This is a genomic window from Bradyrhizobium sp. Y36 (assembly GCF_002531575.1).
Classification (GTDB): Bacteria; Pseudomonadota; Alphaproteobacteria; order Rhizobiales; family Xanthobacteraceae; genus Bradyrhizobium.
The window spans coordinates 141763-166542 of the sequence record NZ_NWTI01000009.1 but is presented as its reverse complement, the minus strand read 5'-3'; the positions used below and the strand labels follow the sequence as shown (position 1 = coordinate 166542).

The 24780-nt window shown below is 64.7% G+C and carries 24 protein-coding genes; 10 read left to right on the top strand and 14 right to left on the bottom strand.

The genetic code is table 11. The features are described 5' to 3' along the window. Positions 1-2: 2 nt before the first annotated feature. The 4 genes from CO669_RS17840 to glsA all read left to right on the top strand — a co-directional run bounded on the left by CO669_RS17840 (position 3) and on the right by glsA (position 5652). Entirely contained in the window at positions 3-224 is a 222-nt protein-coding gene (locus CO669_RS17840) for a biotin/lipoyl-containing protein (RefSeq protein ID WP_097661143.1), read from the top strand. Positions 225-390: 166 nt separating this feature from the next. Beyond that, complete coding sequence (locus CO669_RS17835; RefSeq protein WP_097661142.1) at positions 391-1557, top strand: TAXI family TRAP transporter solute-binding subunit; 1167 nt, start codon at positions 391-393, stop codon at positions 1555-1557. Positions 1558-1707: 150 nt separating this feature from the next. After that, entirely contained in the window at positions 1708-3783 is a 2076-nt protein-coding gene (locus tag CO669_RS17830; protein ID WP_097661141.1) for a TRAP transporter permease, read from the top strand. Positions 3784-3804: 21 nt separating this feature from the next. Then, positions 3805-5652: a glutaminase A gene (gene glsA, locus CO669_RS17825; protein WP_097661140.1), complete on the top strand. Its 1848-nt coding sequence runs from the start codon at positions 3805-3807 to the stop codon at positions 5650-5652. A 5-nt stretch (positions 5653-5657) separates the two neighbouring features. Here glsA and CO669_RS17820 read toward each other — a convergent pair whose 3' ends face one another. The 14 genes from CO669_RS17820 to CO669_RS17755 all read right to left on the bottom strand — a co-directional run bounded on the left by CO669_RS17820 (position 5658) and on the right by CO669_RS17755 (position 18646). Continuing rightward, on the bottom strand, positions 5658-5960 hold the full coding sequence (locus CO669_RS17820) for a nucleoside triphosphate pyrophosphohydrolase family protein (RefSeq protein ID WP_198964080.1): 303 nt from the start codon (positions 5958-5960) through the stop codon (positions 5658-5660). A gap of 26 nt (positions 5961-5986) precedes the next feature. Continuing rightward, positions 5987-6514 carry a carboxymuconolactone decarboxylase family protein gene (locus CO669_RS17815; RefSeq protein WP_097661138.1) on the bottom strand — a complete coding sequence of 176 codons (528 nt, stop codon included), beginning with the start codon at positions 6512-6514 and terminating at the stop codon, positions 5987-5989. Positions 6515-6996: 482 nt separating this feature from the next. Beyond that, positions 6997-7356 (bottom strand): Zn-ribbon domain-containing OB-fold protein, encoded by a 360-nt coding sequence (locus tag CO669_RS17810; protein ID WP_097661137.1) that lies wholly within the window; start codon positions 7354-7356, stop codon positions 6997-6999. Then, complete coding sequence (locus tag CO669_RS17805; RefSeq protein WP_097661136.1) at positions 7353-8489, bottom strand: thiolase family protein; 1137 nt, start codon at positions 8487-8489, stop codon at positions 7353-7355. The genes CO669_RS17810 and CO669_RS17805 overlap by 4 nt, the downstream gene beginning before the upstream one ends. Positions 8490-8622: 133 nt before the next feature. Then, positions 8623-9837, bottom strand: a complete 1215-nt coding sequence (locus CO669_RS17800) for a CaiB/BaiF CoA transferase family protein (protein ID WP_097661135.1) — start codon at positions 9835-9837, stop codon at positions 8623-8625. A gap of 128 nt (positions 9838-9965) precedes the next feature. Continuing rightward, positions 9966-10172, bottom strand: a complete 207-nt coding sequence (locus CO669_RS17795) for a hypothetical protein (RefSeq protein WP_035674530.1) — start codon at positions 10170-10172, stop codon at positions 9966-9968. Between the two features lie 122 nt (positions 10173-10294). After that, positions 10295-11464, bottom strand: a complete 1170-nt coding sequence (locus tag CO669_RS17790) for an acetyl-CoA acetyltransferase (RefSeq protein WP_097661134.1) — start codon at positions 11462-11464, stop codon at positions 10295-10297. A 59-nt stretch (positions 11465-11523) separates the two neighbouring features. Then, on the bottom strand, positions 11524-12174 hold the full coding sequence (eda, locus tag CO669_RS17785) for a bifunctional 4-hydroxy-2-oxoglutarate aldolase/2-dehydro-3-deoxy-phosphogluconate aldolase (protein ID WP_097661132.1): 651 nt from the start codon (positions 12172-12174) through the stop codon (positions 11524-11526). A 44-nt stretch (positions 12175-12218) separates the two neighbouring features. Further along, positions 12219-13187, bottom strand: coding sequence for a sugar kinase (locus CO669_RS17780; protein WP_097661130.1), 969 nt, complete (start codon positions 13185-13187; stop codon positions 12219-12221). A 24-nt stretch (positions 13188-13211) separates the two neighbouring features. After that, the gene (gene denD, locus CO669_RS17775) at positions 13212-14198 is read right to left on the bottom strand and encodes a D-erythronate dehydrogenase (RefSeq protein ID WP_097661128.1); all 987 of its coding nucleotides are present in this window, start codon (positions 14196-14198) and stop codon (positions 13212-13214) included. Between the two features lie 79 nt (positions 14199-14277). Further along, complete coding sequence (locus CO669_RS17770) at positions 14278-15201, bottom strand: carbohydrate ABC transporter permease (RefSeq protein ID WP_097661126.1); 924 nt, start codon at positions 15199-15201, stop codon at positions 14278-14280. Continuing rightward, positions 15194-16147, bottom strand: coding sequence for a carbohydrate ABC transporter permease (locus CO669_RS17765; RefSeq protein ID WP_097661125.1), 954 nt, complete (start codon positions 16145-16147; stop codon positions 15194-15196). The genes CO669_RS17770 and CO669_RS17765 overlap by 8 nt, the downstream gene beginning before the upstream one ends. Positions 16148-16211: 64 nt before the next feature. Then, entirely contained in the window at positions 16212-17531 is a 1320-nt protein-coding gene (locus CO669_RS17760) for an ABC transporter substrate-binding protein (RefSeq protein WP_097661124.1), read from the bottom strand. Between the two features lie 47 nt (positions 17532-17578). Continuing rightward, positions 17579-18646: an ABC transporter ATP-binding protein gene (locus CO669_RS17755; RefSeq protein WP_097661123.1), complete on the bottom strand. Its 1068-nt coding sequence runs from the start codon at positions 18644-18646 to the stop codon at positions 17579-17581. Between the two features lie 202 nt (positions 18647-18848). On the opposite strand from CO669_RS17755, the gene gntR reads away from it, so the two are divergent. From gntR to CO669_RS17725, 6 genes are all read left to right on the top strand, one after another. Next, entirely contained in the window at positions 18849-19949 is a 1101-nt protein-coding gene (gntR, locus tag CO669_RS17750; protein WP_097661122.1) for an HTH-type transcriptional regulator GntR, read from the top strand. Between the two features lie 136 nt (positions 19950-20085). Further along, a complete protein-coding gene (locus CO669_RS17745) occupies positions 20086-21915 on the top strand; it encodes an IlvD/Edd family dehydratase (protein ID WP_097661121.1) in 1830 nt (609 codons plus the stop codon). A 136-nt stretch (positions 21916-22051) separates the two neighbouring features. Then, a complete protein-coding gene (locus CO669_RS17740; protein ID WP_097661120.1) occupies positions 22052-22783 on the top strand; it encodes an SDR family oxidoreductase in 732 nt (243 codons plus the stop codon). Between the two features lie 17 nt (positions 22784-22800). Next, the gene (locus CO669_RS17735) at positions 22801-23547 is read left to right on the top strand and encodes an SDR family NAD(P)-dependent oxidoreductase (RefSeq protein ID WP_097661119.1); all 747 of its coding nucleotides are present in this window, start codon (positions 22801-22803) and stop codon (positions 23545-23547) included. Positions 23548-23554: 7 nt separating this feature from the next. Then, the gene (locus tag CO669_RS17730; RefSeq protein WP_097661118.1) at positions 23555-23947 is read left to right on the top strand and encodes a GFA family protein; all 393 of its coding nucleotides are present in this window, start codon (positions 23555-23557) and stop codon (positions 23945-23947) included. A 145-nt stretch (positions 23948-24092) separates the two neighbouring features. After that, positions 24093-24773, top strand: a complete 681-nt coding sequence (locus tag CO669_RS17725) for a site-2 protease family protein (RefSeq protein WP_097661117.1) — start codon at positions 24093-24095, stop codon at positions 24771-24773. Positions 24774-24780 lie beyond the last annotated feature (7 nt).

Genomic DNA, 24780 nt, shown 5'->3' with positions numbered 1-24780 from the left:
GCATGCCAGAAATTAAGATCGTCACGGAAGTCGCCGGACGCATCTGCGCAACTCCCGTGCAAGTTGGAGGAACCGTCGCGGATGGCGATGACGTTGTGGTGGTCGAAGCCATGAAGATGGAGATACCGGTGCCCTCGCCTGCGAACGGCACGATCACATCACTTCTCGTGAATCTCGACGACGTCGTTGCGGAGGGACAGGCGATCGCGATCGTCGCGAACTGACTGCATTCTCCGCTGTTTCCGCGACAATCTGTCAGCGTCATTCCTCCATGCGTGGTACGGCGTTGCCATCGCTTGATGGCGATGACATGATCTCTTGCAAACAAAACGTTGTTTCAAACAAAGAAAGAAAACCCTCGCGGCAAAGCGAGGATCATTGGAGGGAAACATGCTTCGTGGGCTGTTCATGCTCGCGCCTGCCCTGGTTGCGGGCATTTCTTTTGCGTCTACACGCTACGCATCCGCCGAAGACATCAAGCTGCCGGCGACGTTGACCTTCACCGCCTATGACACCGGCACCGCCGGCTTCAACATCGCGGTCGGCGTCGGCAAGATGATGAAGGACAAGTTTGGCACAGACGTGCGCGTGCTCCCCGCAGGCAACGACGTGGCCCGCCTCGCGCCGCTGCGTTCCAAACGCGCGGCATCCGCGGCGATGGGATCGGGCACCTACTTCGCGCAGGAAGGCGTGTTCGAATTCGGGGCCAAGGAGTGGGGCCCGCAGCCGCTCCAGATCATGCTCTCGACCGTCGACTGCAACTGCGGCTCGCTTGGCGTTGCCGCCGACACCGGCGTGAAGGAGCTGAAGGACCTGAAAGGCAAGCGCGTCGGCTTCGTGGTCGGCTCGCCCGCGCTGAACCAGAACTCGCTCGCAGTGCTCGCCTTCGCCGGGCTGACGCAGAAGGACGTCAAGGCCGTCGAATTCGCAAGCTATGGCGCGATGTGGAAGGGCCTGATCAACAACGACGTCGACGCCGCCTTCGGCACCACCATCACCGGCCCCGCCAAGGAAGCCGAGACCTCGCCGCGCGGCCTGATCTGGCCGCCGCTGCCGGCCAAAGACAAAGAGGGCTGGGCGCGGATGCAGAAGGTCGGATCGTTCTTCTTCCCGCAAACCGCAACCTGCGGCGCCGGCATCTCGCCGGAGAAGCCGGTCGAGCTCGGCAATTACCCCTACCCGATCTTCGTGACCTACGCCTCGCAACCCGCCGACCAGGTCTATGCGATGACCAAGGCGATGATCGTCAACTACGACGCCTATAAGGACTCCGCGCCCGGCGCGGGCGGGCTCGCCGCCGACCGCCAGACCAAGAACTGGGTGGTGCCCGTGCATCCCGGTGCGGTGAAGGCACTGAAGGAAGCCGGGCAATGGAGCGATGCCCAGGAGGCGCACAACACCAAGCTGATCAAGCGGCAAGAGGTGCTCGGCGCCGCATGGACGGAGTACGGCAAGTCCAATCCGCCGTCGGACGACAAGGCCTTCCTCGACGGCTGGATGAAGGCGCGCGCAGCGGCACTCGCGAAAGCCGACATGCCGAATGGATTTGAGGATTAGAGCGCAATGCTGTTGGGCTCGATCGCTGCCCCGCCGGAAGCGCGCCCCCTCTCCCGCAAGCGGGAGAGGTCAGAGAGCCCGCGGGCCGACCGCTTCAAACAAGTGCCGTTCGCCTAGTCTGCGTTCAACAGCCCACGTCCGGGGTCGACGATGTCTTCTGCTTCCACCTCCACCGCCCCTCAAGACGAGCCCAAGAGGGTCGTGTTCGACGACCCGCATGGTGCGGCCGGCAACATGCAGGAAGCCGAGGTCACGCGCGTGCGCGCACTTCGTGGCGGATGGCGGTGGCTGCTGGTGGCCGCGACCGCGGCGACCATCCTGCTCTGCATCAACCAGCAATTCTCGCTGCGCTTCTTCATCGGCTACACCCAGCTCAACACGGAGTACTTCTATCTCCTGATCGCCCTGATGCTGCCGTTCACCTTCCTGATCTTCCCGGGCACCGAGCGCGCGCCGCTCGACCGCATTCCCTGGTATGATCTCGTCCTGTTCGTCGTCACCTTCGCGGCGGCGCTGCTGTTGATGTCGAACGTACGGAAGGCTGCCGAGGCCGGCTGGGAATTCGGCGGCGCGCCGAACAACGTGATCGCGGCGGGCCTCGTGATGTGGGTGATGCTGATGGAGGCGCTGCGCCGCACCGGCGGCTGGAGCCTGCTGCTCAGCGTGCTCCCCTTCACCGTCTATCCGCTGTTCGCGGAGGCCGGCTGGCTCGGGCCGTTCCGCGGCACGCAGTCGACGCTGGAGCAGGCGACCGCCTATCACGTGCTGTCGGGCGAGAGCCTGCTCGGTATTCCGATCCAGGCCTTTGCCGACACCGTGATCGGCTTCCTGGTGTTCGGCACCGCGCTGATGATGACCGGCGCCGGAAAATTCTTCATCAACCTCTCCTTCGCGATGTGCGGCACCTTCCGCGGCGGCGCGGCCAAGGTCTGCATCTTCGCCAGCGGCCTGCTCGGCATGATGTCGGGCTCGATCATCTCCAACGTGCTGACCGCCGGCACCATGACCATCCCGGTGATGAAGAAGAGCGGCTTCCGCGCCTCCTATGCCGGCGCGATCGAGGCCTGCGCCTCGACCGGCGCCGTGCTGGCGCCGCCGGTGATGGGCGCCACCGCCTTCGTGATCGCGCAGTTCCTCAATGTCAGCTACGCCGAGGTCGCCGTCGCCGCGATCATTCCCGCCGCGCTCTACTACATCGGCCTGTTCATGCAGGTCGATTCCTATGCCGCGCGCCACGGGCTGAAGGGCATTCCGCGCGCCGAGCTGCCGCGGATCATGGATACGATCAAGGACGGCTGGTACTACGTCTTCGTCATCGCGCTGCTGATCGTGATGCTGCTCTACTTCAAGCGCGAGAGCCACGCGCCGTTCTACGCCACCGCCCTGCTGCTGGTTCTCAACCAGCTCTTCTCCAGGGACACGCGCTGGACGTTTGCGACGATCGGAAAATTCCTCGAGGTCAACGGCCGTACCTTCGTCGAGCTGGTCGGCATCCTCGCCGGCTGCGGCCTCCTGATCGGCGCGTTCTCGATGACCGGGGTGGTGTCGAGCCTTGCCAACGACCTCTTGCACATCGCCGGCGACAATCCGTTCCTGTTGCTCGGCATGTGCGCGCTTACCAGCCTGATCCTCGGCCTCGGGCTGACGACGACGGCCTGCTACATCTTCCTCGCCATCCTGGTCGCGCCCGCGCTGGAGAAGCTCGGGCTGAACAAGATGGCGGTGCACATGTTCATCTTCTACTGGGGCATGCTGTCGTCGATCACGCCGCCGGTGGCGATCGCCTCCTTCGCCGCCGCAGGCATCGCCGGCTCGCCGGCGATGAAGACCGGCTGGGAATCGATGTGGGTCGGCAGCATCATCTACTTCATCCCGTTCTTCTTCGTGCTCAACCCGGCGCTGGTGCTGCAGGGACCGAGCCCCTATTTCGCCGGCCTCGGCCTGATGGGGCTGGCGGCGTTCGGCACGCTGTTCATCTGCGGCGGCATCCAGGGCTACCAGCCCTTCGTCGGCGACCTCCGCGGCGCGGGCGGCCTGGAATGGCCGATCCGCGTGCTGCTGGTGATCGGCGGCTTCGTGGTGGCGACCCCCGGCGGCGGAATCATGCCGCTGTCGCAGCTGCAGGTGACGCTGCTGGGCCTTGCCATCCTCGTGCCAACGGTCGTGATCGCGCTGCTCCTGGTCCGGCGGCAGACCTTGGTGCCGGACGGGTTGCGCGCCCCCTGATTGCGTTGCAGAAGAGAGGCGATGACACCGCTCTCGCCTCTCGCCGCCGCCTGGACCCGTTCGAAACCGCCCTTGCTGCGGTTTCTGGACAATTGCCTGAACGAATTCTCGGCAGAGACATCGGGCCACGTCGCCGACTACATTCCGGAGCTGAGCAAGGCAGATCCTGCCTATTTTGGCATCAGCCTCGCAACACTGGATGGCCACGTCTACGAGGTCGGCGACTCCAGGGTCCCCTTCACCATCCAGTCGATGTCAAAGCCGTTCGTGTTTGCGCTGGCACTGGACCTCCTGGGCGCAGGCCGGGTCGAGAGCGCAATCGGCGTCGAGCCCTCGGGCGATCCCTTCAATTCCATCCGGCTCAACTCCGAGAACCATCCATTCAATCCGATGGTCGATGCCGGCGCCATCGCCTGCACTGGCTTGATCTACGACAGCAAGGGCACCGACGCCTTCGAGCAGATCCGCCTCGCGCTCAGCCGCTTTGCCGGGCGCGACCTCGGCGTGGACGAGGCCGTCTACGCCTCGGAAAGCCAGACCGGCGATCGCAACCGTGCCATCGGCTATCTGCTCAAGACCAACGCGGTGATCTCCGACAACGTCGCGGCCGTGCTCGACGTCTATTTCCGGCAATGCGCGGTGCTGGTCACCGCGCGCGACATCGCGGTGATGGCGGCAACGCTCGCCAATCGCGGCGTCAATCCGGTCACGGGCGAGCAGGTACTGAGCGCATATGCGATCTCGCGCACGCTCTCGGTGATGACCTCCTCGGGCATGTACGACTATGCCGGCGAATGGATCTACCGGATCGGCATTCCCGCCAAGAGCGGCGTCGGCGGCGGCATCCTGGCCGCGCTCCCTGCCCGGCTCGGGCTCGGCAGCTATTCGCCCAAGCTCGACAAGCATGGCAACAGCGTGCGCGGCATCAAGGTCTGCGAGGCGCTGTCCTCGCATTACGACCTGCACATGCTCAATCGCAGCGACGATGCCCGCAACGCCGTGATCGCCGATTACGACATCGGCAAGAGCCCGTCGCGCCGCGTGCGCCGGGCGCAGGAACGGGAGATTTTGGCCGCGCACGAGCAGGAGGTGCGGGTCATAGAGCTGGTCGGCACCTTATCGCTGTCGGCGGTGGACTACGTCTCGCGGCGGCTGGCCGGACGGCCGCGGCCGCAGATCGTGGTGTTCGACCTGCACCGCGTCACCTCCACCACCCGCGCAGGCGCCCGGCTGATCGCCGAAGCGTTCGAGGAGCTCGCCGCGCTGAACGTCACCGTCGTGATTTCAGGCGTCAGGCGTGCATCAAAGGAGTGGGACTCTTTGCGGGAATGGACCGCGGAGCTGAAGAACGTCCGCGACTTCTATCTGCTCGACACCGCGATCGAATGGGCCGAAGACCAGATCGTCTATCGCTATGGCGGCTCGATCGACTTTCACGAGACCACCGAGCTGGCCGAGCAGCCGCTGCTCGAGGGCATGAGCGACGAAGAGCTGACCGACCTCGCCTCGATCTGCACGATCAGGACCTTTCAGTCCGGCGAGAAGATCCTCACCAGCGGCGATCCCGCCGACGCCCTGTTCTTCCTGCGCAGCGGTGCGGTGCACGTCACCTTGCCCGACGGCGTACGCCTGGCAACGCTCACCGCCGGCATGGCCTTTGGCGAAATGGCGCTGCTGGAGTCGACGCGCTCAGCCGACGTGTTTGCAGACATGGCAGCGACCGCCTACGAAGTGCCGCTGAAGGCGTTCGATCGCTTTCGCAAGCAGCATCCACGCGCCAGCGAGCGCGTCATGCGCAACCTCGCGCAGCTCCTCGCCGACCGCCTGATCGTCGCCAATGCCAAGGTGGATATTCTGACGTCGACGTGAGCGCGTCAGCGGCTCGCCGCCTCGCTCAGCCGCCGCTTGATCTTCGCCGCGCTCTTGTCGAGCAGCTCTGACGGCTGCTGGCCGGTCGCCGCGCACAGGCAGGCCCAGTAGTAGACGACATCGCCGAGTTCGTCGACGAGGCCGGCCTTGTCGAGCCAGTCGTCGCGCAGCAGCTTCTTGATGTGCTCGGCGACCTCCCCGGCCTCACCGGCGAGGCCGAGCCCGAGATAGGACAGCCGCTCGTTGGACGGACGCTCGTCGACCTTGGCAATAGTTGCGGCCCAGGCCGCGTATTCGTCGATCGTCATCGGCATCCCTCGCCGTGTCTTTGCGGTCAGCCCACCACGTCGGTGACCGGTTGGAGATCGATCTCGAACGTCTCCAGGAATTTCGAGGTCATGATGTAGAAACCGACCGAGAGCTGCAGCTCGACCAGCGCGGCCGGTGTCAGCTTCGACGCGATCGCCTTGAAGGTCGCATCCGTCGGCTTCCTCAGCTTCACGATCTCGTCGGTGAAGGCGAGCGCGGCGCGCTGCACCTCGTTGAAGCAGGTCGCGGCCTGCCAGTTCTCGAGCGCCTCGTTCTGCGCGTCGGTGACGCCGACATTCTTGCCGATACGCTTGTGCGCGACGATCTCGTACGGGGCCTCGCATAAGATGCCGGTGCGCGTGATCGCGAGTTCGCGGACAACAGGATCGAGCTCACCCTTGTGGCGGATCGCACCGCCCAAGCGGCAGTACTGCTCGAAATAGCTCGGCGAGTGCGCCATCATCCGGAAGATGTTGGCGTTGCGGTTCTTGTCGAGAATTTCGCGGGTGCGGTCGGATGCCTTGGACGGGTCGCTGTAGTTGATGCGGGCCATGATCTTCCTGAAGTTTTCCCTGAATTTTTGATGCTTTTTATCGTCGTCCGCGCAAGTTCCCAAAGACTCTATTCGTGCGCGGACGCAGGAGCAACATCATCGAGTCAAATTGCCGCCGCATTGCTGATCGACCCTGAGACAGTCGATATTCGCCGCGTGGGGACAAATCGCGGTGAGTACTCGCAAATGGGGTGTTCCGAGTGAAAACAATTGGCCGTCGGGTGCGCTAGCCGCACCACGATGAGTCACGCCCAAGTCTAGGGAGATAAAGGCATGAAGGAAGCCACCAAGGGGGCGGCCTCGGGAGCGCTCGCGCATATGCTGGCGGTGACGGCGATGCTCGTCATCGCCAGCATCTTGTTCTACGGGCGTTAGTTGGAGTTCTAGAGTTTTCGTCATTCCGGGGTGGCCCTCGCACAGGCCAGGCCCAGAATACCCGTTCCAGGCTCGGTCCCATGACCGCCCCCGAATGACGAATCCCGTTACCTTTCCTTCGTGAAGAACGGCACGAGTTTCCCGGCAAACGGCTCGAAGCTCACGACAACCGAATCGCCGATGGCCAGATCGTTGCCGCCGTGGGCCATCATGCGGAACCCTTCCGCGCAATCGACCAGCAGGATGTTGTAAGGCACGTGCGCCCTTGTCTCGGGCGTGGCGGCGCGGCAGACCAGCGAGGTGGCGTAGACCTTGCCCTTGCCGCTGGCGCGCTGCTCGCGCGGATCCGATTCGCCGCAAGCCGCGCAGAACGCCCGGTGGAAATACTGCACGTGCCCGCACGCGGTGCAGCTCTGGTAGGTGATGGCCTCGTTGCCCTTGGTCCAGTCGGCCAGACGCTCGCTCATCGCACCCGCTCCAGGAACATGCTCACGTGGGACGACAGCACGCCGCCGTCGCCATGCAGCAACGCGATGGAGGCATCGCGAACCTGTCTATTCGCTGCCCGTCCCGTCATCTGCAAATGCGCCTCGACCAGATGCGCCATGGCGCCGCCGACGCCGCAATGGCCGTAGCTGAGCAGCCCGCCATGGGTGTTCAGCGGCATGGCGCCATCGCGGCCGAAATGCCCCGCACGCACACGCGCGGCCGCCTCGCCGCGACCGGCGAGCCCGAGGTCTTCGAGCAGCATCGCGAGCGTGATGGTGAAGCTGTCGTAGATCGCGGCGTAGCGCACGTCGGAGATCGCAAGACCGGTCTGCTCCTTGGCGCGCGCGATGGAGATCTCGGCACCGAGCTCGCTCAAGCTCGGCGCGGCCGTGACGTGCTGATGGGTGTGGGCCTGCGCACAGCCGAGGATGCGGACGCCTGTCTCGCCGATCCGCTCGCGGCTGATGACGAAGGCCGCGCCGCCGTCGGACACCGGACAGCAGTCGAGCAGCTTCAGCGGCATCGCCACCGGCTTTGAGGCCATGACGTCGGCAATGCTGATAGGCTCGTGGAATTGCGCGCCGGGATGGCTACAGGCGTGCTCGCGCATCAGCACCGCGAACGCGGCGAGATCTTCTTCATTCACGCCGTATTCGTGCATGTAGCGCGTGGCGACGAGGCCGTAATAGGCGGGAATGGTCGGACCCAGCGGCACCTCGTAATCGGGATGGCCGACCTGCGCCAGCGCCTGGATCGAGGCGTCCCGGCTCTGCCCGGTCAGGCGGTTCTCGCCGGCGACGACGAGCATGTTGCGGCAGACGCCCGATACGACGAGATGATGGGCCAGCATCGTCATCGCAAGGCCCGTGGCGCCGCCGACCTGTACGGCATGGGCGTAGGACGGACGAATGCCAAAATGCTCGGCGAAGACGGTGGCGAGCATGATGTGCGGCGAGACGGTGGAGTAGCCGCAGAGGATGCCGTCGACCTCGCTCCGCTCAAGTCCGGCATCGTCGAGCGCGGCTTGCGCCGCCTTGCTCATCAGGTCGAGCGAGGATGAGCCTTCGTGCTTGCCGAACGGCGTGAGGCCGACGCCGGTGATGAAGCTCATCGGAATATCTCTCCGTCGTCATTCCGGGGCGCGACGAAGTCGCGAGCCCGGAATCCATAACCACGATCGGGAGTGTGGATTCCGGGCTCGCGCCAATGGGCGCGCCCCGGAATGACGGATGCGAGAGACGTCTTCATGATTGCTCCCCCTCCTCTGGCGCTGGTCGCGTGACGCCGTCGCGGACCATGGCGGCGATATCGTCCACGGAATATCCGATCTCCTCCAGAATCTCCGCACCGTGCTCGTTGAGACGCGGTGCGAGCCGCACCGGCTCGGCCGCGGTCTCCGACCAGCTCGCCGTCACCTTCATGCTGCGGATCGGGCCTTCGGTGGGATGATCGACGACCGGGAAGAAGCCGGTCGCCTCCAGATGCTCGTCGTGCAGGATGGAGCCGAGATCATGCATCGGCATCACAGGCACGTCGGCCTTGGTGAGCAGCTCGATCCACTCCGCCGTGGTGCGCGTCTCGAAGATGCGCGCGAGCTCGGCATAGACGACGTCGATATTGGCGGCGCGGCCGGCGAAGGTCGCGAACTTCGGATCCGCGCGGAGATCGTCGCGGCTAGTTGCCTTGAAGAAGTTCTCCCACTGCTTGTCGTTGTAGACGATGACGCTGAGATAGCCGTCCGAGGTCTTGTAAGGCCTGCGGTCGCGCGAGAGGTGGCGGGCATAGCCGCCCTTGTCGAGCGGCGGCTCATAGGTGAGCCCGCCCATGTGGTCGCCCATGACGAAGCCGGCCATGGTCTCGAACATCGGGATGTCCAGACGCTGGCCGCGGCCGGTGCGGTCGCGATGAACGAGACTGGCGCAGATCGCGCCGACCGCGGTGAGACCGACGATACGGTCGACCAAGGCGTTGGGCACGTAGCGCGGCACGCCGTCGCCGGTCTGCGCCATCAGTGCGGGGAGCGCGGTGGCGCCCTGGATCAGGTCGTCATAGGCGGGCTTTGCTGCATAGGGCCCGTCCTGGCCGAACCCGAACACGCCGGCATAGACGAGGCGCGGATTGACGGCGGAGACGACGTCATAGCCGAGCTGAAGCCGCGCCATCGCCTGAGGGCGGACGTTGTAGACGAGCACGTCGGCGTCCTTCAGCAGACGCAGCACGGCCTCGCGCCCGGCAGGCTTCTTCAGGTCGAGGCAGATCGAGCGCTTGCTGCGGTTGGTGTTGAGAAACACCGGACCCATGCCGGCATGGCGCATCGGGCCGATCAGGCGGGTGACGTCGCCGTCGAGCGATTCCACCTTGATGACGTCCGCGCCGTAATCGCCGAGCATCTGGGTCGCATAGGGCCCCATCAGCACGGTGGTCATGTCGACGACCTTGATGCCCTTCAGCGGCCCCATCGTTCGCTCCCGATTGCGCGGATGGCCAAGGTGCGGCTCCGCGATTTCGGTCCAGCTAAGGGCAGTGACGCCGCGCGCGCAAGGGCGGCCGGCGTATGGCCGCATGCACCGCGCGGCGATATCGGCCGCTATTTCTTCTGGCGGGATTCGCGGATCTTGAGGAGCCGGTCGAGCTCTTCGTTCTGCTGGCTGATCCGGTCGGCGATACGCGACTCGTTCTGTTCGCCCGAAGCAGCCGCGGCCTGCTCGATGAGCTGGCGGATATTGTCCTCGAGGATCGCGATACGATCGTTGAGTGCGTCCATCGACAGCGAGTCTTCGTAGTCAGTGCTCATGATGCTTTTCCGCCAATCAATCAGGAGCGTTAAGGTGGGCCAAGCGAGGCGGGCCCACCATGATCTAACGCAAGGAAGACGGTGGGCACGGCACGTTAGCGCCTTTGCCCACCCCGCTAGGCCTACTTCAACGGCTCCAGCACGGAGACGTAGTTCGCAACCGCAGCACCGCCCATGTTGAAGATGCCACCGAGCTTGGCGTTCTTGAGCTGCATGCCCTCGGGCGCCTGGCCGGCGAGCTGCATCGCGGTCATCACGTGCATGGACACGCCGGTGGCGCCGATCGGATGGCCCTTGGCCTTGAGGCCGCCGGACGGATTGACCGGCAGCTTGCCGTCCTTGAGCGTCCAGCCCTCCTTGATGGCGCGGGCACCCTGCCCCCTCGGCGTCAGGCCCATCGCTTCGTACTCGATCAACTCGGCCACGGTGAAGCAGTCATGGGTCTCGACGAAGGACAGATCGGAAAGCGTCACACCCGCCTGCTCCAGCGCACGCTGCCAGGCGACGGTGCAGCCCTCGAATTGCAGGATGTCGCGCTTGGACATCGGCAGGAAGTCCTGGGCGTGTGCGGTGGCGCGGAAGCCGATCGACTTGGCCATGCCCTTGGCGGTTTCGGCATCGGCCAGCACCAAAGCCGCGGCGCCATCCGAGACCAGCGAGCAGTCGGTGCGCTTCAGGGGGCCGGCGACGTAAGGGTTCTTCTCGCTCTCGGCCCGGCAGAAGTCGAAGCCAAAATCCTTGCGCATCTGGGCGAAGGGATTGGCGACGCCGTTCTTGTGGTTCTTGGCCGCGATCAGCGCCAGCGCATCGGACTGGTCGCCGTATTTCTGGAAATAGGAACTGGCGATCTTGCCGAACACGCCAGCAAAGCCGCCGACCGTGTCGCCATCCTCGGGAAGGTACGAGGCCTTGAGCAGGTTCTTGCCGATCTCGGGACCGGGGGTGCGGGTCATCTGCTCGACGCCGACGACCAGCACGATCTTGGCCGCTCCCGCGGCGATCGCGCGCAGGCCCTGGTGAACGGCGGCGGAGCCGGTGGCACAGGCGTTCTCGACCCGGGTGGCGGGCTTGAAGCGCAGCTTCGGGTCGGCCTGGAGCACCAGGGAGGCGGTAAAATCCTGCGGCGAGAAGCCGGCATTGAAATGGCCGAGCACGATCTCGTCGACATCGGACGCCGAAATGCCGGCATCGGCCATCGCCTCATTGGCGACGCGGGTGACGAGGCTTTCGACGGTTTCGGTGTCGAACTTGCCGAACGGCGTATGCGCCCATCCGACGATGCTGGCGGTCATGGTGATGTCTCCCTGGGGTCTTGTCCTGAGCTAAGTCTTAGCGCAGGGATGGCAAGACTTCACGCAGGTTTAAGGGCCTGAAGCGTGCGCTGGCAGATGGCAGTTATGCCGGCCCAGTTCCCGGCCCTGATCTCCGCCGTCGGGCACAGCCAGGAACCGCCAACCGCGACCACGTTGGGTTCGGCGAGCCAGGTTGCCGCATTGGCCTCGCCAACGCCGCCGGTCGGGCAGAACCGCACGTTCGGGAACGGCCCGCCCAGCGAGCGCAGGCCCTTGATGCCGCCGGCCTGCTCGGCCGGGAAGAATTTTGCCACGTCGAAGCCGTGGGACAGCGCCGTCATCAGCTCGGAGGCCGTGGCGATGCCCGGCGCGAACGGTAGGGAGCTATGCGCTGCGGCCTTCAGGAGATCGGGCGTCAGGCCCGGGCTGATGCCGAACGCGACGCCGAGCTTCTCGACCCGGGTGAAGTCGGCCGGATTGAGGATCGTGCCGATGCCGACGACCGCCTCGGGGACTTCGGCCATCACTGCCCTCGCCGCCTCGATCGCAACGGGGGTGCGCAGGGTCACCTCCAGCGTGCGGACACCGCCGGCGACCAGCGCGCGCGCCAGCGGCACGGCATCCTGGATGCGCTCGATGGTGAGGACCGGGATGACGGTCGCAGCCTTGAACAGCGCGACGAGGTGATTCTGTTGGGCGGCTGTGGGCATCTCGGGAATCTTTTCGTTTCAGTGCGTCGCTTGACTTGGTCGCTTCACTTGGTCGCCTGACGCGTCGGCGCCGACCGGTGCCGCTTCTTCGGCGGCATGGCATAGCCCGGAATGATGGCGCCAGCATAGCAGATCACGACGCTGGCGAGGCGATGCCCGGCCTGGGCCGCTTCGACCGGATCGGAGCCGGCGAGCCGGGCGGCGATATAGGCTGCGGCAAAGCTGTCGCCGGCCGCCGTGGTGTCGACGACGGGGTTGGTCATGGGTTCGGCGCGGACCTCGTGGGCCCCCCCGGGGAAGCGCAGCAGGCTCACGGGCTCGGCAAGGCGGAACACCAACTCCGGGGTCGGGATGCGCGCCATCAGCTGCTCGTGGCTCTCGCCGGGATAGAGCGCGAGCAGATCCTCGGTCGAGGTCAGCACGATGTCGGCGGCCGCAAAGGCCGCGGCGAACACCTCACGGGCGACGTCGCGATCCGGCCAGCCGCGTGCGCGAAAATTAGTATCGAACACGAAGCGGGTGCCGAGCAGGCGCGCGCGCTTGATCGCTGCGAACAGGCGATCGCGGCCGGCCTGATCGTAGATCGAGAGCGTGATCGCGGAGAGATAGACGATGTCGTAGCTCATCAGCGAGTTGAGTAGCTCGTCAGTCTCCGGCAGGCTCATCAGCTGCCGCGCCGCCGCGCTGTCGCGCCAGTGGAAGAACTGGCGCTCGCCCTTCGCATCCGTCTGGATCATGTAGAGGCCGGGCAGCTTGCCCGCGAGCCGCGCGACGCGCCGTGTACCGACGTTCTCCGCGTTCCAGGCGGCGATCATCTCATCGCTCAGGGCATCGTCCCCGAGCGCGGTGAGATAGTCGACCTTGACCTCGAGCCGCGCCAGATACACGGCGGTGTTGAGGGTGTCGCCGCCGAATCCACGCGAGTACAGCCCGCCCCCCTGCCCGGCAGACGCACCGCCTTGCGCCTGCCGAAGCTCGACCATGCACTCGCCGATGCAAGCAACGCTCGCCATCACCAGGGTCCGCTCTGCCGGAGATCAGGCGACGAAATTGCCGCCGAGCTCGTCTTCGATGTGAATGCGGATGATGTCGTCGAAGGTCTTCTCGGCGGTGGTGAAGCCGAGCTCGAGCGACCGCTTGGCGTTGAAATTGCGAGGCCAGCCGCCGACGATGCCGACGATGAAAGGATCAGGCTCGCGCTTGATGCGAGCCGCGACCTTCTCGCCCGCAACGCGCGTCAAGGCGGCGATCTGCTCGCCGACCGTCGCCGACAGGCCCGGCATGGTCAGGTTGCGGCGCGGGCCGACCTTTTCGAGGTCCATGGTGCCGGCATGGAGCAGGAAGCCGACCGCCGAGCGCGGCGTGGCGTGCCAGTGGCGAACGTCCTCCGACACCGGAAGGATCGCTTCCTTGCCGGCCAGCGGCTCGCGCAGGATGTTGGAGAAGAAGCCCGATGCCGCCTTATTGGGCAGGCCGGGACGGATGCAGATGGTCGGCAGACGGATGCCAATGCCGTCGAGGAAGCCGCGGCGGGAATAGTCGGCCAGCAGCAATTCGCCGATCGCCTTCTGCGTGCCGTAGCTGAGCAGCGGGGTGTGGAAGAACTCGTCGCCGATCGCATCCGGGAACGGCGCGCCGAACACCGCGATCGAGGACGTGAACACCACGCGCGGCTTGTAACCGCCGCCAACCAGACGGATGGCGTCGAGCAGCATCCGCGTGCCGTCGAGATTGATGCGGTAGCCCTTGTCGAAATCGAGCTCGGCTTCGCCCGAGACGATCGCGGCGAGATGGAAGATCACGTCGGGCCGACCGGCGATCAGCTTTTCGGCCGCGCCGGGGACTGCGAAATCGCCCGACACGGTCTCGACCGCGAAACCGGCCTTCTCCGGCTTCTTCGGCTCGACCACGTCGTGCATGGTGAGCTTGGTGATGTCGCTCTTGCCGAGCCGGCCGTCGCGCAGCAGCCGTTCGCAGAGTTTGCGGCCGACCATGCCGGCGGCGCCCAGAACCAGAATGTGCAAGAGCTCAACTCCTTCTTATTGGCCGGAACGCGCAGCCTCGACACGTTCCTCGGGCGCGCTCCCGTGGCAGCGCCCGCGACTATTCCTTCACGGCGCCTGTCATCGCGGACACATAATGCTCCACGAAGAAGGCGTAAAGGATGACGAGCGGCAGCGAGCCGGCCAGGGCTCCGGCCATCAGCGAGCCCCAGCGGTAGATGTCACCGTCCACGAACTCGTTGACGATCGCGACCGGCACCGTCTTGTTGCTGGTCGACTGCAGGAACGTCAACGCGTAGATGAACTCGTTCCAGCACAGCGTGAAGCAGAAGATGAAGGCCGAGATCAGCCCGGGGATCGCGAGCGGCAGCACGATCTTGATCAGGATCTGCCAGCGGCTCGCCCCGTCGATCAGCGCGCATTCCTCGAGCTCGAACGGGATGGTCTTGAAATAGCCCATCAAGAGCCAGGTCGAGAACGGGATCAGGATGGTCGGATAGGTCAGGATCAAGGCCAGCGGCGAGTCGAACAGGCCGTACTGGAACACGACGGTGGCGAGCGGGATGAACAGGATCGACGGCGGCACCAGATAGGCGAGGAAGATCAGCCCGCCGACGAGATTGGCCCCCTTGTAGCGCAAGCGCACGATGGCGTAGGCAGCCAACACCGACGCGATGATCGAGAGGATCGTGGCGCAGATCGCCACATACATCGTGTTCCAGAGCCAGTGCGGATAGTAGCTTTCGAACAGCAGCTTGTGGAAATGCTTGAAGGTCGGATTCCAGGTCCAGAACGGGTTGAACCTGTCGAGATCGAGCAACTGGTCGTCCGGCTTCACGGAGGTCAGCGCCATCCAGTAGAACGGAAACAGAAGGACGACGACGATGATCGTGAGCGGCAGGTAAAGGGTCACGAGCCGGCGCGGCACCGACTGCAGATAGCTCATGCCCTCGCTGTTATCGACGCGCGCTGACGTCGACAGGACAGCCTTGAGATCGACCTTCGAGGCAGGAAGATCAGTCATTGTTCTCTCCCTGTTGCCATTTCCGTCGCTGCAGGCCGAACCAGGACACCATGATCGCAGCGAGCAGGAACGGAATCATGGCACTGGATATCGCCGCGCCCTCCCCGAGTTGCCCGGCGATGATCGCACGCTGGTAGGACAGCGTCGCCATCAAATGGGTGGCGTTGACGGGGCCGCCGCGCGTCATCGCCCAGATCAGCTGGAAGTCGGTGAAGGTGAACAGCACCGAGAAGGTCATCACGACGGCGATGATCGGCGTCAGCAGCGGATAGGTGATGAAGCGGAAATTCTGCCAGCGCGTGGCGCCGTCGAGCGTTGCCGCTTCATAGAGCGAGGGCGACACCGTCTGCAGGCCCGCGAGCAGCGTGATCGCCACGAACGGCACGCCGCGCCAGATGTTGGCGAAGATCACGCAAATGCGCGCCCAGGTCGTGTCGCCGAGAAAGTTGATGTTCTGATTGATCAGGCCGAGATGCTTCAGCGACCAGGAGATGATGGAGAATTGCGAATCGAAGATCCACCAGAACGCCAGCGCCGAGAGCACCGTCGGCACGATGAAGGGGATCAGGACCATCGCGCGCAGCATCGCCTTGAACGGCATGTTCTCGTTCAGCAGCAGCGCGAGATAGAGTCCGATCGCGAATTTCAGGGCGCTGGCGACGAAGGTGTAGAGCAGCGTGTTGAACACCGACAGCCAGAAGATGGAATCGTCCCACAGCCACTCATAGTTCTCGGTGGCGACGAAGTGCCCGACCCTGCCGATGCGGGTGTCCGTGAAGGACAGCCAGATGCCGAGCCCCAGCGGATAGGCCAGGAAGAAGATCAGGAAGGCCATGGCCGGCACCATGAACCAGAAACCGAGCCAGTTACGATTGTGTTTGAGCCGGGTCCAGGCGTTATCCTCGCTCATCTGAGGCTTGGCCCGGGGAATTGCGACATCAGCCATGCCCGATATCCCTGATCGAAATGTTGGAGAGCGGGCGGCGGTACGGCCGCCCGCTCCGTGACGCTCAGCGATAGATGCGCTTCAGCTGGCGCTCGGCTTCCGCCATCGCGCCCTTCGCATCCTTGGTGCCGGTGCAGTAGTTGGCGAACATGTCGACGACGATGAAGTCGGCGATCGCAGTTGCCGCCTTTTCGCCGACCGTTCCGATACCGGCCGCCGGCAACGTACGCTTGGAGGCCTGAGAGAAGACCTCGTTCTTGGGATCGGCCTTCCAGATCGGCGCCGATTCATAGGCGTTCAGGGTCTGCGTCAGATAGCCCTGCGCGCCGTCCAGCCACTTCTCGTAGTTCTCCTTCTCCAGCATGAAGGCAATGAAGGCCTTTGCCGCATTCGGATATTTGGTGAAGTTGAAGGCGAGGATGGGCAGCGCCAGCTGCAGCTCGGTCGGCTTGCCGACCGGGCCGACCGGCCAGAGGGCGTGATAGGTGTCCTCGGCCAGCTCTTTCTTGCTGGCATCGGTCTTGGCGGCGACGTAGATCGAGATGCCGTTCGCCGTGCAATAGAGCTCACCGGCGAGGAAGGCCTTGTTGTTGGAGGAATCGTTCCAGGACGCGGTGCCCGGAATGAAGCTGTCGTACAGCGCCTTGCAATATTCCAGCGCCTTCGCCGTCTCCGGCGAGTTGATGATGATCTTGTCGTTCTGGTCGACCGTGTAGGCGCCGTGGCCCCACAGCACCCAGTGCAGCCACGAATTGCCGTCGCCCGAGGCATGACCGAGCGCGAAGCCGGCCGGCGTGTTGTTCGCCTTCAGGGCCTTGCACATCTCGAGGAAGCCGGGGAAATCCTTCGGGAATTCCTTGAACCCCGCCTTGTCGAGCGCCGACTTGCGGTACGTCATGTAACCGCCGTTGGTGGCGACGGGAATTCCGAGCCAGTCGTCGCCCTGCTTGCAGGTCTTGGCGGCCGCATCGGTCCAGCCGCCGTACTTCTTGCCGAGATAATCGGCAACGTCGTTCATCTTCAGCACTTTGGTCGGGAACAGCTGCGGCAGCGTGTGCAAGCCCCATGCGAGATCGAGTCCGGAGCCGGTGTTGGCCGCAACCGAGGCCTTCGGCTGCACGTCCTCGAAGGATTCGCTGAACACGTTCATCTCGGTGCCGGTGGCGGCCTTGAACGCGGCGACCATGGCGTTGAACGCATCGTCCTCGGCCGGCACGAAGCGCTTCCAGCGCATCACGGTCAGCTTGGCGCCGGGCTCCGCCTTCCAGGGCGAACTCTGTGCCCAGGCTTTGGCGAAATCGAACAGCGCCGGCCCGGTGAGCATGCCGGTCGCAGCCAATGCCGTGCCGCCTTGAAGCAGAGTCCGGCGGGTAAAGTCTTGCATGGTGTCCTCCCTGTGATGCTTTTTTATTGTCTTGACTTGGTCTTACGCTACGCGTTCAGGCGCTTTCCCGTCGTCTCGTCGAACAGATGCACCAGTGACGGCTCGGGCTTCAGCCGGATCTTTTCGCCCGGATTGAACTGGTGACGCTCGCGGAACACCGCGACGACCTGCTCGCCGCCGATCTTGGCGAACACTTGCGTCTCCGAGCCGGTCGGCTCCACCACGACGATCTCGGCTTCGGCGCCGTCGTCGGCGATGGTGAAATGCTCGGGCCGCACGCCGTAGACCGCGGGACGGCCGTCGGAGGCCGCAGGCGCGGTCTTGAGCGGCAGCTTGACGCCGTTCGGCCCCTCGAAGGTCGCAACGCCGTTGACCCGCACATGCCCCTTCAGGAAGTTCATCGCGGGCGAGCCGATGAAGCCGGCGACAAACTGGTTGTCGGGCTTGTCATAGAGCTCGAGCGGCGTGCCCATCTGCTCGACGATGCCGTCATGCATGACGACGATCTTGTCGGCCATGGTCATGGCTTCGATCTGATCGTGGGTGACGTAGACGGTCGTCGTCTTCAGCCGCTGGTGCAGCTCCTTGATCTCGGTGCGCATGGCGACGCGCAGCTTGGCGTCGAGGTTGGACAACGGCTCGTCGAAAAGGAACACTTGCGGGTCGCGCACGATGGCGCGGCCCATCGCGACGCGCTGGCGCTGACCGCCGGAGAGCTGGCGCGGATAGCGATCGAGCAGCGGCCCCAGCGCGAGAATCTCGGCGGCGCGCTTGACGCGCTTGTTGATTTCGTCGGCGCCCGCATTCCGCAGCTTCAGCGAAAAGCCCATGTTGTCGGCGACCGTCATGTGCGGATAGAGCGCGTAGTTCTGAAACACCATCGCAATGTCCCGCTCCTTGGGCTGGACATTGTTGACGACGCGGTCGCCGATCGAGATCGTGCCGGAGGTGATGTTCTCGAGACCAGCCAGCATGCGCAAAAGCGTCGACTTGCCGCAGCCGGAGGGGCCGACCAGGACGACGAACTGTCCATCCTCGATCGGTACGGTCACGCCGTGCAGGACTTCAAAATTGCCGAACGATTTCCGCACGTCGCGGATTTGCACAGACGACATCTAGCTCCCTCCTCGAAAGTCCACGGCGCCCCGAGCGCCGCGACCGTCTTGTTTTTTCAGACTTCGCCGAACGAAGCCCGATCTTAGCGGGCGCCATTGTCGGCAGTTTGTGCGGTTTTGGCAATTTGTCTTTGGTTAGTCGTTGCTGGTAGCGCTGTCAACGTTCCTTTGTTTGCGAGACTGACTGTGTTAAGAGCAACAAATGGGTCGAAAACGCACCAAGTCAGGCAAAATCCGGTTGGCGGAAGTCGCCGAGCTTGCCGGCGTCAGCCCGATCACGGCGTCCCGCTTCTTCCGCAATCCCGAGGCGCTTTCAGTCGCCAAGCGGACGCGGGTCGAGAGTGCGGCGAAAGAGCTCGGGTATGTGCCGAATCTTGCGGCACGCGCGCTGGCCTCGCAACGCACCGAGGTCATCGGTGTCCTGATCCCCTCTCTCACCAACAACGTGTTCTCGGACGTGCTGCGCGGCATCTACGACGCGTCCGAAGGCAGCCGCTACTCGATCCAGTTGTCCAACACGCGCTACAGCATTCTGCAGGAAGAAAAGCTGCTGCGGCTGTTTCTCGCGCAGAAGCCGGCGGGGCTGATCGTCACCGGCATCGACCAGACCGCGGAGTCGCGCGCGATGCTGGAGGCCGCCGACTGCCCGATCGTGCAGATCATGGAGATCGGCCCCGATCCGGTCGACATGATGATCGGCTTTTCGCACCATGATGCGGCCCGCGCAGCGGTTGCGCACCTGTTCGAACAGGGGCGCCGCAAGATCGGATTCGTCGGCGCGCGAATGGACCCGCGGGTGCAGCGGCGGCTGGACGGATATGTCTCCGCCATGAAGGACGCCGGACTGTTCGAGCAGCGCCTCGTCGTCACGACGGCGACGCCGACCTCGGTGACGCTCGGCGGCGCCCTGTTCACCGATCTCCTGGCGCGAGAGCCCGGCCTCGATGCGGTGTTCTGCGCCAATGACGACCTCGCGCTCGGCGTCCTGTTCGAATGCCGGCGCCGCGAGATCGCGGTCCCCGACCAGATCGCGATCGTCGGATTCAACGACCTCGAATTCATGGCCTCCGCCGTCCCCACCCTCACCAGCGTGCGCACCAACCGCTACGAGATGGGCAGGACGGCCGCCACCATGCTGATCGAGGCGATCGACGGACGGCGCCCCGAGCAGGCGGTGCTCGATCTCGGCTTCAAGGTGATCGAGCGGCAGAGCTCGACCTCGCGCCATTCGGACAGCAGGCCGTCCATTTCGGGCGCGGCCGCGGCGAACAAAATGGTAGCGTTACCAAGTAGCCATGACTAATATCGGGTTTGTGAGGAAACGACCCGCCAGCGGGCCAGCGATCCATCATTCGCGCCGTTCGGCATCGCACAAGCCGACGCCCCAGGACTGATGTAAGTGGACGGATGCCAGTGCGTTTGCATTGCAGGAGAAACCAATGACAAAAAAGCCAACCAATGGGCATGCCCCCGCCGGCAACGGCTCCCGCCGCCACCTTCGTTCGCAGGAATGGTTCAACAATCCGCATAATCCGGGCATGACCGCGCTCTACATGGAGCGCTACCTGAATTACGGCCTCACCCGCGCCGAGCTGCAGTCCGGCAAGCCGATCATCGGCATCGCCCAGACCGGCAACGACCTTTCTCCCTGCAACCGCCACCATCTCGAGCTCGCTCACCGCGTTCGCGAGGGCATCCGCGAAGCCGGCGGCATCGCCATGGAATTCCCGACCCATCCGATCCAGGAGACCGGCAAGCGCCCGACCGCGGCGCTCGACCGCAACCTCGCCTATCTCGGCCTGGTCGAGATCCTCTACGGCTATCCGCTCGACGGCGTCGTGCTCACCACCGGCTGCGACAAGACCACGCCGGCCTGCATGATGGCGGCGGCGACCGTCAACCTGCCCGCGATCGTGCTGTCGGGCGGCCCGATGCTGAACGGCTGGCACAATGGCGAGCGCACCGGCTCCGGCACCATCGTCTGGAAGTCGCGCGAGCGGCTTGCCGCGGGCGAGATCGACTATGAAGAGTTCATGGAGATCGTGGCCTCCTCGGCGCCCTCGGTCGGCCATTGCAACACAATGGGCACGGCCTCGACGATGAACGGGCTTGCCGAGGCGCTCGGCTTCTCGCTGCCGGGCTGCGCGGCGATCCCCGCGCCCTATCGCGAGCGCGGCCAGATCGCCTACGAGACGGGAAAGCGCATCGTCGAGATGGTGTGGGAAGACCTCAAGCCCTCGGACATCCTGACCCGCAAGGCGTTCGAGAACTGCATCGTGATCAATTCGGCGATCGGCGGCTCGACCAATGCGCCGATCCACATCAATGCCCTGGCCCGCCATATCGGCGTCGAGCTCTCGATCGAGGACTGGCAGAAGGTCGGCCACGACGTGCCGCTGCTGGTGAACATGCAGCCGGCGGGCTTCTATCTCGGCGAGGAATTCCACCGCGCCGGCGGCGTGCCGGCCGTGGTGCGCGAATTGATGAAGCACAAGCGCATCCATGAAGACGCCGTCACCGTCAATGGCCGCGGCATCGGCGAGAACTGCAAGGACGCGCCGGCCCCCGACAACGACGTGATCTGGACCTACGACAAGCCGCTGGTGAAGGACGCCGGCTTCCTGGTGCTGAAGGGCAATCTGTTCGATTCCGCGATCATGAAGACCTCGGTGATCTCCAAGGAATTCCGCGACCGCTATCTCAGCAACCCCAAGGACCTCAACGCCTTCGAGGGCCGCGCCATCGTGTTCGAGGGCCCGGAGGACTATCACGAGCGGATCGACGATGCCTCCCTCGACATCGACGAGCGCTGCGTGCTGTTCATTCGCGGCACCGGCCCGATCGGTTATCCCGGTGGCGCCGAGGTCGTGAACATGCAGCCGCCGGCGGCGCTGATCAAACGCGGCATCCTGTCCCTGCCCTGCATCGGCGACGGCCGCCAGTCCGGCACCTCGGGGTCGCCCTCGATCCTGAACGCCTCGCCGGAAGCGGCCGCCAATGGCGGTCTCGCGATCCTCAAGACCGGCGACAGGGTCCGCATCGACCTCAACAAGGGCAGCGCCAACATTCTGATCTCGGACGAGGAGCTGAAGAAGCGTCACGCCGAGCTGAAGGCCAGCGGCGGCTTCAAGCATCCCGAAAACCAGACGCCGTGGCAGGAGATCTACCGCAACACCGTCGGCCAGCAATCGACCGGCGCCTGCATGGAGCTCGCCACGCGCTACCAGAACGTCGCCGGCACGTTTGGCGTGGCGCGGGACAATCACTGATACTGTCATTCCGGGGTGCGACGAAGTCGCGAGCCCGGAATCCATTCATCAACCGACGCTGTGGCCCGATGGATTCCGGGTTCGCGCCAAGAGGCGCGCCCCGGAATGACGGGAGAAAATTCAAAGGAGAAACGACATGGCAAACCGCCTCAAGGGCAAACGCGCCGTGGTCACGGCGGCGGCCGCCGGCATCGGGCGCGCATGCGCCCTCGCATTCGCGCGTGAAGGCGCAACCGTCATCGCCACCGACATCAACGAAGCCGGCATCGCGGTCCTGACCAAGGAAGGCATCGCCGAGGTCGCCAAGCTCGACGTCCGCAACACCGCCGACGTCAACGCCTTCGCCAAGCGCGTCGGCAAGATCGACATCCTGCTCAACGCGGCCGGCTTCGTGCACCACGGCACCATCCTGGAGTGCTCGGAAGAGGACTTTGATTTCTCGTTCGACCTCAACGTCAAGTCGATGCACCGGACCATCAAGGCCTTCCTGCCCGACATGATCGCTGGCGGCGGCGGCAGCATCGTCAATATCTCGTCCTGCGCGGCCTTGAGGCCGCCGGCGAACCGCTACGTCTACAGCTCGTCGAAGGCGGCGGTGTCGCTGCTGTCACGTGCGGTCGCGCTCGACTTCATCACCAAGGGCATCCGCTGCAACTCGATCTGCCCCGGCACCGTCGAGACGCCCTCGATGCTCGACCGCGCCGCCGCGCAGGGGCCCCAGGGCAAGGACATGTTCATCTCCCGCCAGAAGATGGGCCGGCTCGGCACCGCCGAGGAGATTGCCGCCATGGCGGTCTATCTCGGCAGCGACGAAAGCGCCTTCACCACCGGCGTCGACCTCGTCGTCGACGGCGGCTACATGCTCTGACGCCAGGGACACCCGGCATGAACAAGATCGATCTCAACGGCCGCGTCGCCATCGTCACCGGCGGCGCGCAGGGCTTTGGCCGCGCCATCACCGAGCGCCTCACCGCCTCCGGCGCCAAGGTCGCGATCTGGGATTTTGACGCCGCGCTGGCCGAGAAGACGGCGAAGGAGATCGGCGGCGAGACCAAGGTCTTCAAGGTCGACGTCACCGACACCGCGGCCGTCGAAGAGGCCCGCGACGCGACGCTCAAGGCCTTCGGCAAGATCGACATCCTCGTCAACAATGCCGGCATCGCCGGCGTCAACAAGCCGGTCTGGGAGACCGACCTCGAGGAATGGCGGAAGGTTCTGCGCATCAATCTCGATGGTCCCTTCATCGTCTGCAAGGCCATCGTGCCCGCGATGCTCAAGCAGAAATACGGGCGGATCGTGAACATCGCCTCGATCGCCGGCAAGGAAGGCAATCCGAACGCGGCGCACTATTCGGCCTCCAAGGCCGGCCTGATCGCGCTGACGAAATCGCTCGGCAAGGAGCTCGCCGCGCATGACATCCTCGTCAACGCGGTGACGCCGGCGGCCGCCAAGACCGCGATCTTCGACCAGATGACGCAGCAGCATATCGACTTCATGCTGTCGAAGATCCCGAAGGGTCGCTTCGTCCTCGTCGAGGAGCTCGCCGCGATGGTGGCCTGGCTTGCGTCCGAGGACTGCGCCTTCTCGACCGGCGCGGTGTTCGACATCTCGGGCGGACGCGCAACCTATTGAGGACAGCATGATCCGGGAAGGTGGATGCCTGTGCGGCGCGGTGCGCTTCAAGGCGGAGGGCGAGCCGCTCAACGTCCGCGTCTGCCATTGCCGCCTCTGTCAGAAGGCGATGGGCTCGCCCTTCTTCGCCCGCGCGCAGTTCGACCAGCGCGCGCTGACCGTCGAAGGCGACACCGAGCGCTATGCCTCGTCCGAGGCGATCGACCGCGTGTTCTGCAAGCGCTGCGGCACGCGCCTGTTCGCGTGGCGGCGCAATGGCACGCTGGCGGGCGTGTCCCTCTCCGTTTTCGACGATCGCAACGCCTTCGCGCCGACCGAGCACATCTGGGTTTCGGAAAAGCCCGCCTGGCTGAAGCTCGACGACGGCCTGCCGCAGCATCAGGGGACGATCCCGGCGTGACGCCGGGCGCCGCGCGCCATTGCTCGCCGGTCGCCGGCAAATTGGCATTTCGGAACCCGCGACATTATCTAGCCCGGAAGCGTTGCTGCACCGCCGGTTGGCTGGGACGGCTGCAAGGCCGCAGACAAACCGGGACGGACGAGCCGTGAACATCTCCCTCTATGACGTTTCCATCTGGGTGCTGCCGCTGGTGCTCGCCATCACCCTTCATGAGGCAGCGCACGCCTTCGTCGCGGACCGGCTCGGGGACGACACGGCCTCGCAGCTCGGCCGCGTCAGTTTCAACCCCATCAGGCATATCGACCCGTTCGGCACCCTGATCCTGCCGGCGATGCTGCTGTTCGCACACTCGCCGTTCCTGTTCGGGTATGCCAAGCCGGTGCCGGTGAACTTCCGCAAGCTGAACAACCCCAAGCTCGACATGGTCTGGGTGGCGCTGGCGGGCCCCGTCACCAACATCCTGCTGGCGCTGGCGGCGGCCCTCGCCTTCCACGCGCTGCCGCTTGTCCCGGCAAGCTCGGCGAAATGGGTGGCCGACAACCTCAAGAATGCGCTCATCATCAACGCCATCCTGGCCGTCTTCAACATGATGCCGATTCCGCCGCTCGATGGCGGCCGCGTCGCGGTCGGGCTGCTGCCCCGCGCCGTCGCCATGCCGCTGGCCCGGCTCGAGCCGTTCGGGATGCTGATTCTGATCGGCCTGTTGATCCTGCTGCCCCTTGCAGGTTCCCAGTTCGGTCTAAATCTTGATGTTATTTCAGTAATACTGCGAACGTTGACCGGATATGTGATTCAGGCTGTTCTCTTCCTGACCGGCAATGCGTAGTTGAACA